Below are 6,659 nucleotides of genomic sequence, written 5' to 3'. Positions count from 1 at the left end.
TTCAATGACGGATGGGTATGACTGCTACCAGAATGCGTTGGCAGAGAGGGTGAACGGCATTTTGAAAATGGAATATCTCTTGCGAAAGCCTAAAGATGTAGCTCAAGCAAGAAAAATGGTCGCTGAGTCAGTAGAAATCTATAATCAGATGAGGCCTCATACAGCGCTAAAATACAAAACGCCCGATGAAGTACACCGAGCGTTTTAACTAAAAAGTGTCAACCCATATCAGGACGGGTCAAGAGGCTGCTATTTGGTCAGATCTTCGATGATTGGGCAGCAGCTACTAGAGTCACCTGGACATGCTGCAATCCACTGCTTGAGCTGATGCTCAATCTCTTTAAGTTGTCGGATTTTTAGTTCAACTTCTTGCAGCTTCTCTTGTGCTTTGGCTTTGACTTCGCTGCTTTTACGCTCTGGGTTTCTTGCTAGCTGTACGAACTCTTTGCACTCAATCAAAGAGAACCCTGCGTTTTTCGCGCGCGAGACAAGATTGAGCTCTTGGAGGTGCTGCGCTGCGTATTCTCGGTAGCCAGACTCGCTACGGTGGGGAGGGGTAATGATCCCTTTGTCTTCGTATAAGCGAATAGACTTACTTGATAGCCCGGTTAGTGTGGCAACTTCACCAATGTTCATCAGTTCAATCTCTGGGTAAAAACTCTCTTAATTCTAACGTTCTATCATGCCTTTGCCTATGCTAGAAAGAGAATCAATAGCATGTAGACTAAAAAATTTTTTAGAATCTGCCACAGAGGTTTTAGTTTTTTTGTCTAAATTGGAGTAAACAAAACATCGTTCGATATTTAGGGCAGGTGGTCATTTTGCTACAAGCAAGGTTTTATAGGGGCTAGCGGCAATATGTTTGCGAAGGGAAGAAACGCGAAAACTAAACTTCATTATCTTGATAGAGTTACCATTTTGATTAAATTCCGTCCGCGAAAAAAATCGAATATTGCTTTAGATCAACAAACAAACGTTTCTCTTGGTCTAAAAATTAAAACAAAGTTGAAAGATTCAAAAAAAATTTGAATAATTAAACTCAATACACAATGGAGCGTAAAGCTTCGATAATAAGTATGAAACAGGATACGTACCACATGTCTAATTCGTTTGTATTGGTGATTAACTCAGGTAGTTCTTCACTAAAATTTGCAGTAATCGATTCGCAAACTGGCGACGCGATTGTTAGCGGTTTAGGTGAGTGCTTTGGATTACCGGAAGCCGTCATTAGCTGGAAATACAATGGTGAGAAAACCGAAGAGGCGATTACTGCTGCCGACAATCATCACCAACATGCGATTAACCGCATTGTGGACCTAATTGAATCTCTTGGATTCACAAAAGATTTGGTTGCTGTGGGTCACCGTATCGTTCACGGCGGCGAGAAGTTTACTTCTACCGTTCGTATCGACGAGAAAGTACTGGCGGAAATCGAAAGCCTTTCAGACCTAGCTCCGCTCCACAACCCTGCAGGCGCGAAAGGTATTCAAGCAGCTATGGTAGCTTTCCCAAGCTTGCCACAGTTTGCTGTTTTCGACACAGCATTCCACCAATCTATGCCTAAGAAAGCGTTCACTGGCGCTATCTCAAATGAGCTTTACACTGATTACGGCATTCGTCGTTACGGTTTCCACGGTACTAGCCACTACTACGTGAGCCGTGAAGCTGCGAAGATGGTTGGTAAGCCAGTGGAAGAATCAAGCTTCATCTCTGTTCACCTAGGTAACGGTGCATCTGTATGTGCAATCGAAAACGGTGAGTCAGTAGATACTTCAATGGGCTTTACTCCGCTATCTGGTCTAATGATGGGCACACGTTGTGGTGACCTTGACCCAGGTATCATCGAGTTCCTACTGAAGAAAGGCTGGAGCCAAGAGCAAGTATTTGAAGCACTGAATAAGAAATCAGGCTTCCTAGGTGTGTCTGGTCTAACTTCAGATGCACGTGGTGTACTAGAAGCGATGGAAAATGGTCACGAAGGTGCAAAACTAGCATTTGAAGTGTTTACTTACCGCGTAGCTAAATACATCGGTTCTTACTTGATCCCACTAAGCAAGCTTGACGCTGTGATCTTTACTGGTGGTATCGGTGAGAACTCTCTACCAATTCGTCGCGAAATCTTGAAGAACCTTAAGCTTCTAGGTTTCGTTGAAGATGAAAAGGGCAACGAAGACGCTCGCTTTGGTAACGCAGGTGTAATTGCAAAATCTGACATGCTAAATGCCATTGCTGTAGTTATTCCGACTAACGAAGAGTTCGTTATCGCTCAGCAGTCAGTAGAACTGCTATAAAAATCTACTCATTTTTGGGAAATAAGTCGAAGCCCTTTCCGTTTGGAAAGGGCTTTTCTTTTTTAGGTAAGGTTCCAGAGGGTAAAACTGCTAGAGAAATAAAATGTAACTTTTTTGTCTGTAGGTGGTTTACTTTGTAAATTATTGACTCTATATTGGTTCGGTAGACGTAACATATCACTAGGACATATCCATGCCTTCATTATCAGCACATCACACTGCTGCTTTTCGCCGAGCAACGCGTTGTGCTTTGTCACGTCTAACATCAACTGTTTCAGTCGTCATTCTAGTCATTATTAACTAGGCTGGCGGCAATTTCCCGTCAGCCAGGCTGACGGAGAGATTCCACATCGTTAATACCCTTATTTTCCCCCCAGCCAGCTGACGGTCCATTACAAAAAAGATTAGAGTAATGTCTAATCGTACGAGGACTGTACATTGAAAAATCAAAGTTCGTTAGCGATAGGTTTGATGACATTTGCCATGTTTCTTGGCGCGGGGAACATCATTTTTCCACCTTTCTTAGGTTTAGAAGCGGGCACGCAGTATTTGCCAGCGATGGCAGGGTTTCTGATCACTGCGGTGGGATTACCTGCGCTTACCCTAATTGTCTTTGGTCGTTTGAGCGATAGTGCTCAACTTACCCAAGCGTTACCTAAACCGGTTGCGACAGGCTTTTGGGTGCTGCTATTTACGGCTGTCGGTCCTGCTTTTGCGATGCCGAGAGCGGTAACTGTTGCCTACGAAATGGGTATTAAGCCATTTGTTTCTGGTGATTATCTAGCGCTGTTCTCATTCATCTTTGTTGCCCTGACATTGGTATTGGCACTACAGCGTGGCAAGTTGGTTGACTACATCGGCAAATTTATGACACCAATGTTGGTATTGATGCTGGCGGCGCTGGCTCTAGCGGCGTTAGTGATGCCGTTAGGCGAGCTGAGTACGCCGACGATGGACTATCAGCAACAAGCACTCACCAGTGGCTTAATTCAAGGTTATATGACCATGGATGCGATCGCTGCGGTTGGTTTTGGTTGGGTGATCATCAAAGCCATCACCGACAAAGGTCATGTGACTTCAAAATCGATTTTTAAAGTGACGTTAAAAGTAACCTTGGTTTACGCACTATTGATGTCAGGTTGCTACCTTGCGATGGCTTACGTTGGTGCAACATCGGCAAGCATTGCAGAGGGTGTGAGCAATGGTGGTGAGCTTCTAACTCGTTACGCGGCAGAAGTATTTGGTACATTTGGTTTAGTGTTACTTGCGGGCATCATCATCATGGCATGCTTAACTACTACCGTTGGTTTGACGAATGCTTGCGCCGAGTACTATCAGCAAACTTTTAACTCACCGTTCTCACTAACGGCGGTGATTGTTGTGGTACTTACCGGTGTGATCGCGAACTTTGGTTTAAACCAAATCTTGGTGGTGAGTTTACCTGCGATCTTGATCTTGTGCCCAGTTGCTATCGCACTGGTTCTTACGGCACTAGTGATCCCAACCAACCGAGAGAATTGGCTCTCCTACGTAATGGTAGTGGCGATCAGTTTACTATTGGGTTCTATCGATGCGCTTAGCATACTAGATATGCTACCAGAGACCTTGGCATCGCTACTCAATCAATATCTGCCGCTATTTAGTGCACATGCGAGCTGGTTTATGCCTGTAGCCTTGATCATTGTGGTGTCTAAGTGGCGACTAATGCGTCACACGACAACTCCAGATAGTGAGCTTGATTTAGCGGTTAAATCGGGTCGTTAGAGCGTCTCACTAGTATCGTTCCCCGGCATGAAGAACCTCTTGCTGGGGGCGTTTTATTCTGTTTAAAAACGTTCGCTGTTGATATTAGAGCTCAATACAATTACAGCGGATGAAAACGATTCTCATCGCACTTATCTCGTAATTCACTTACCTAAACATTCTGTTCAAAATGCCTCTTTGCTGTGCGTTTAAGTTAGAGTTCAAAATAGTTTTCACTAAAAATATGCGATCAATATCTCATAAATGCCCCTTATTCGAGCAAAGATTTGATTTTCGACTCCCTTTGGTGCGCATAATAAAAAGGAATTTTGATTAGAGCTCTAAGGAAAGTTTCTAACATGATTACAATGGATCCTTGGTTAGATTCGCCGGATGCGAAAGCTAAACCAAGTAAACAATTGATATTTCGTGAACCTAACGTCACCGATGGAGATAGTATTTTTAGTTTGATTGCGGCTTGTCCGCCTTTAGACACCAATTCTTCATACTGCAACTTCTTACAAGCTACACACTTCAGCAATACCTGTATTTTGGTTGAGCAAGACAACCGTGTTGGCGGTTTCATCTCTGCTTACCGTAAGCCAGATCAGCAAGATGTTCTTTTTGTCTGGCAAGTAGCTGTCTCTCCAGATTTTCGAGGCAAAGGTCTCGCATCCCGCATGTTAAACGCTCTGCTAGCCAGAGATGGTTTAGAGAATATTAAAGCGATAGAAACCACCATTACTAAGCCAAACAAGGCTTCTTGGGCGTTATTTGAAAAGTTCGATGCCAGCCAAGGTGGACGAGGAAATGTGTCAATTTTCTTAGACGAACAAGCCCACTTTAAAGGTAAGCACGACACTGAATACCTCTATCGCATTCCCACCAAATAACTTCAATTTTAACTAGGAAAGATACGGTCTTATTATGGACATTTTTAACAAGCAAGAATCTAAGGTTCGTTCGTACTCGAACAGTTTTCCCGTGGTTTTCACCAAAGCACAAGGTAGTTGGTTAGAGACGGAAAACGGCGAGCGTTACTTGGATTTTCTTGCCGGAGCAGGTTCTTTAAATTACGGTCACAACAATCCAGAGCTAAAACAAGCGCTAGTTGAATATATTTTGGCGGATGGCATTACTCATGGCTTGGATATGCACTCTGAGGCGAAAGCTAATTTCCTACAAGTGCTGAAAAACGTCATTCTTGAGCCAAGAAACCTAGACTATAAAGTGCAGTTTACTGGACCGACTGGCACCAACGCAGTAGAGGCAGCATTAAAGCTGGCTAAAAAAGCCAAAGGGCGCAGTAGCGTAGTTGCCTTTACTAATGGTTTCCACGGCTGTACGGCAGGTGCTCTTGCCGCCACCGGTAATCAGCACCACCGTCAGGGCGCGCCACAAGGTAGCTTGTCAGGTATTACACGCATTCCTTTTGAAGGATATGCAGGTGTGGATGGCTTAGCTTTGTTTGAAACCATGCTTAACGATAATTCAGCGGGCATGGATAAGCCAGCGGCAGTACTTTTGGAAACGGTGCAAGGCGAGGGGGGACTTAATGTCGCTTCTAATGCATGGCTTCAACGTCTAAGCAAGATCTGTAAGGCTAACGATATCTTGCTGATTGTCGATGATATTCAAGCGGGGTGCGGTCGCACAGGTACCTTCTTTAGTTTTGAACCTGCGGGTATCCAGCCAGATATTGTCACCTTGTCAAAATCAATTGGTGGCTATGGTTTGCCGATGGCAGTTGTGCTGCTTAAACCTGAGTTAGATATTTGGAAACCGGGTGAACACAACGGTACTTTCCGTGGCAATAACCACGCCTTCGTAACAGCTGCAAAAGCGTTAGAGCTATATTGGTCAGATGACGCGCTAGAAAAGCACATTGCTCTCAGTTCACAACAGGTTACAGAGGTGATTGAAAAGCAACTAAAGCGCTTCCCTGAACTGTTTGTGCAACAGAAAGGGCGTGGAATGATGATTGGCATTGAATGTCAAAATGGCGCTCTTGCTGGCGATATTGCCAAAGCCTGTTTTGCTAACGGTATGATCATCGAAACCGCAGGTCCCAATGATGAAGTGGTGAAATTTTTCTGCCCGCTAACCATCACTGAGTCTGAACTTGGACAAGGTCTCGCTATTTTCGAGCAAGCCGTTGAGTCCATTGCGCAGAAACACTTCAAAAAAGCATCTTAAAAATAGGAAATAATCATGATTGTTAGAACGCTAGAGGAATGCCGTAATAGCGAACGTCGCGTAGCATCAGAAACGTGGGAAAGTGTTCGTATGCTGCTTAAAGATGACAAGATGGGTTTTTCGTTCCATATCACGACTATCTTTGAGAATACTGAAACCCATATTCACTATCAAAACCACTTGGAGTCGGTTTACTGCATGAGTGGGGAAGGCGAAATTGAAGTGGTGGGCGGTGAAACTTACCCGATTAAACCAGGTACGCTCTATATTCTGGATAAGCATGACGAACACTATCTGCGAGCTTACAAAGATACGCCAATGGTGATGGCATGTGTATTTAATCCACCAATCACAGGTGCAGAGACTCACGACGAAAATGGTGTATACCCTTTGATTGACTAATGAATCAAAAGCTATGTTTGTCTTAAA

General features: G+C 44.1%; 7 protein-coding genes. 6 read left to right on the top strand and 1 reads right to left on the bottom strand.

Annotation, left to right across the window (positions count from 1 at the left end):
* Nucleotides 1–208 (top strand): integrase core domain-containing protein (locus tag DPF93_RS03510; protein WP_164675302.1); only part of this gene is annotated, 208 nt, incomplete at its 5' end.
* A 41-nt stretch (nt 209–249) separates the two neighbouring features.
* Here DPF93_RS03510 and cueR read toward each other — a convergent pair.
* Entirely contained in the window at nt 250–636 is a 387-nt protein-coding gene (gene cueR, locus DPF93_RS03505) for a Cu(I)-responsive transcriptional regulator (RefSeq protein WP_114764829.1), read from the bottom strand.
* A gap of 461 nt (nt 637–1,097) precedes the next feature.
* Here cueR and DPF93_RS03500 point away from each other — a divergent pair, with 461 nt between their 5' ends.
* The 5 genes from DPF93_RS03500 (at nt 1,098) to DPF93_RS03480 (ending at nt 6,632) form a co-directional block, all read left to right on the top strand.
* Nucleotides 1,098–2,291, top strand: a complete 1,194-nt coding sequence (locus DPF93_RS03500; protein WP_114764828.1) for an acetate/propionate family kinase — start codon at nt 1,098–1,100, stop codon at nt 2,289–2,291.
* Nucleotides 2,292–2,729: 438 nt separating this feature from the next.
* Nucleotides 2,730–4,055, top strand: a complete 1,326-nt coding sequence (gene brnQ, locus DPF93_RS03495; RefSeq protein ID WP_114764827.1) for a branched-chain amino acid transport system II carrier protein — start codon at nt 2,730–2,732, stop codon at nt 4,053–4,055.
* 338 nt (nt 4,056–4,393) lie between these two features.
* Nucleotides 4,394–4,927, top strand: coding sequence for a diaminobutyrate acetyltransferase (ectA, locus tag DPF93_RS03490; RefSeq protein WP_114764826.1), 534 nt, complete (start codon nt 4,394–4,396; stop codon nt 4,925–4,927).
* A gap of 34 nt (nt 4,928–4,961) precedes the next feature.
* Nucleotides 4,962–6,230 carry a diaminobutyrate--2-oxoglutarate transaminase gene (ectB, locus tag DPF93_RS03485; RefSeq protein WP_114764825.1) on the top strand — a complete coding sequence of 423 codons (1,269 nt, stop codon included), beginning with the start codon at nt 4,962–4,964 and terminating at the stop codon, nt 6,228–6,230.
* A 15-nt stretch (nt 6,231–6,245) separates the two neighbouring features.
* Nucleotides 6,246–6,632 carry an ectoine synthase gene (locus DPF93_RS03480; RefSeq protein WP_075652342.1) on the top strand — a complete coding sequence of 129 codons (387 nt, stop codon included), beginning with the start codon at nt 6,246–6,248 and terminating at the stop codon, nt 6,630–6,632.
* Nucleotides 6,633–6,659: the final 27 nt, after the last annotated feature.

The organism is Vibrio rhodolitus (assembly GCF_003350325.1).
In the GTDB taxonomy this organism is placed as follows: domain Bacteria; phylum Pseudomonadota; class Gammaproteobacteria; order Enterobacterales; family Vibrionaceae; genus Vibrio; species Vibrio rhodolitus.
The sequence above is the reverse complement of the archived record's forward strand: the minus strand, read 5'-3'. Positions and strand labels throughout refer to the sequence as shown.

Bases quoted from the DNA above. Each gene is read 5' to 3' on its own strand.
- cueR (WP_114764829.1), bottom strand. From the start codon at position 636: ATGAACATTGGTGAAGTTGCCACACTAACCGGGCTATCAAGTAAGTCT.
- DPF93_RS03500 (WP_114764828.1), top strand. From the start codon at position 1,098: ATGTCTAATTCGTTTGTATTGGTGATTAACTCAGGTAGTTCTTCACTA.
- ectA (WP_114764826.1), top strand. From the start codon at position 4,394: ATGATTACAATGGATCCTTGGTTAGATTCGCCGGATGCGAAAGCTAAA.
- ectB (WP_114764825.1), top strand. From the start codon at position 4,962: ATGGACATTTTTAACAAGCAAGAATCTAAGGTTCGTTCGTACTCGAAC.
- DPF93_RS03480 (WP_075652342.1), top strand. From the start codon at position 6,246: ATGATTGTTAGAACGCTAGAGGAATGCCGTAATAGCGAACGTCGCGTA.